Raw genomic sequence first — 1,880 nt, forward strand, 5'->3', positions numbered from 1 at the left:
CTGAACACGGTCGCTGGTGGCCTTGATCGTAGAGATCAAACCATCGGCGGCTTTTCTTTTGTCGTCAAAATCTATGCTGTCCCAGTTGTCGAGATAATAGGACAACTTCTTTATCTGCTGGGGCGATATGGTTTCAACGCTCAATTCGGCGATTGCCTTTGAAATGGTCTGGCGTCGGGTGTCCAGTTCTTCAATTTTTTTGTTGGCGTAGGCAAGTAAGGTCGCATTGGCTCCGGTCAGCGTATCCAGCAGCTTTTCAATTTCTGCCTCCACCTGTGCCAGCTCCACTTGATAGGCGGTCAGTTTCGGATTGACTTTTTCCTCTCTGCCGTGGAGTATTTGAAAGTCTTTGAACTTTTCCTGCATGGCCGAGAAAATGAATTGCTCAAATTCTTCTTTGCGGATTTTCCCGCAGCCCGGACAGCCTTTGTTTTCCGTCCGTTTGGTACAGCGGAAATATCCGGTGCTGTTTGGTACATGGGTGGCTTTCAGAGCATACCCACAATGCCCGCATTTGATTTTTCCGGCCAGCCAAGTATTTTTCGGTTTCCGTCCCTGCTGGAAGGTGGTATTTGCCATAAGTTTTTTCCGGCATTTCAGCCATGTGTCAGAGGAAATGAGTGCTTCGTGGGGAGCGATAACAAGTATCTGGTCTTTTAAGCACCTGTCCTTGTCCTCCTTCACATCCCGCCCCTGATAGAGATAGCAGCCGTTTGTTCCGGCAAAGTCGGAAGCGTCATTGACAATCGCTGCACCCTGGCTCTTGAAAAATTCGTACAGCTCCAAGTCAGCCTGTGCATAAACGGGGTTTCGCAAAAGCTGGGAAAGAAAACTCCGAACCATTGACTTCTCGTAAATCTTGATACCCTGTTCCTCGAAGTATCTGGTAATATCTCCGAAGGAGGTTTCCGGTTCAGCGTACATTTCAAACATCAGCCGAACATGGTCGGCGGCTACGGGGTCGGCAACCATTTTCTTTGTGCGGATACCCTCTACCACAGTAGGCTCTAACTGATAACCGTATGGTGCCTGTCCGCTCATGTGAAAGCCTTTCAGGCACCGTGAATAGTAGGCGTCTGTGACACGCTTCTGAATTGTCTCACGTTCAAGCTGGGCGAATACAATGCAGATATTCAGCATGGCCCGGCCCATCGGGGTCGAAGTATCAAACTTTTCCGTGGAGGATACAAACTCCACATCGTACTCTTGAAACAGCTCCATCATCGTTGCAAAGTCCAGAATAGAGCGGCTTATACGGTCCAGCTTGTACACGATGACCCGCCGAACCTTTCCCTTGCGGATCTCGCCCAGTAGCTTTTGAAACTCCGGCCTGTCCGTGTTCTTACCGGAATAGCCTTTGTCCTTGAATACCCGGCAGCTCCCACCTTTCAATTCATACTTGCAAAAGTCGATCTGACTTTCAATGCTGATACTGTCCTTGCGGTCTACTGACTGTCTTGCGTAAATACAATCTTCTCTGATAAATTCCATATTGGGCTCCTTTCCTTGTTGGAATGGAGCTACCAACCTTACAACTATATTATACCATCAGCAGCCCCGGACAACAATGTTGCGAATGATTAGGGAAATCTGTCCCCATATTTGCTGAACACATCAAAAAGACAGCGCTCAATTTCTTTTTTGCGCTGTTCTTTCTCCTTCGGGGGAAGTACCGGCGTGAGGCTTTCCAGCACAATGATCTTCCCTTGAAATGCGACAGACTTTGTTTCTCGTTCATAAGTGACAGCTTGCGTCATTGAAAACCTCCTTTGCGAAAGTGCGTGTATATGCCAGCCTTTCCCACTTGTCCCGTGGGGAAATGTCAAAAGACGGCACCCAGCAGGTGCCGCCCTTTGAGCTTCCTCCACTTCGGGTCGATG

At 48.7% G+C, this 1,880-nt stretch carries 2 protein-coding genes; both read right to left on the reverse strand.

The features are described 5' to 3' along the window. On the reverse strand, positions 1–1,491 hold a 1,491-nt coding region (locus ACQRD3_RS13450), incomplete at its 3' end, for a recombinase family protein (protein ID WP_427781728.1). A gap of 89 nt (positions 1,492–1,580) precedes the next feature. Beyond that, a partial coding sequence (locus tag ACQRD3_RS13455; RefSeq protein ID WP_427781729.1) for a hypothetical protein occupies positions 1,581–1,880 on the reverse strand: 300 nt, incomplete at its 5' end.

The organism is Candidatus Pseudoscillospira sp. SGI.172 (assembly GCF_050313575.1).
Classification (GTDB): Bacteria; Bacillota; Clostridia; order Oscillospirales; family Oscillospiraceae; genus Vermiculatibacterium.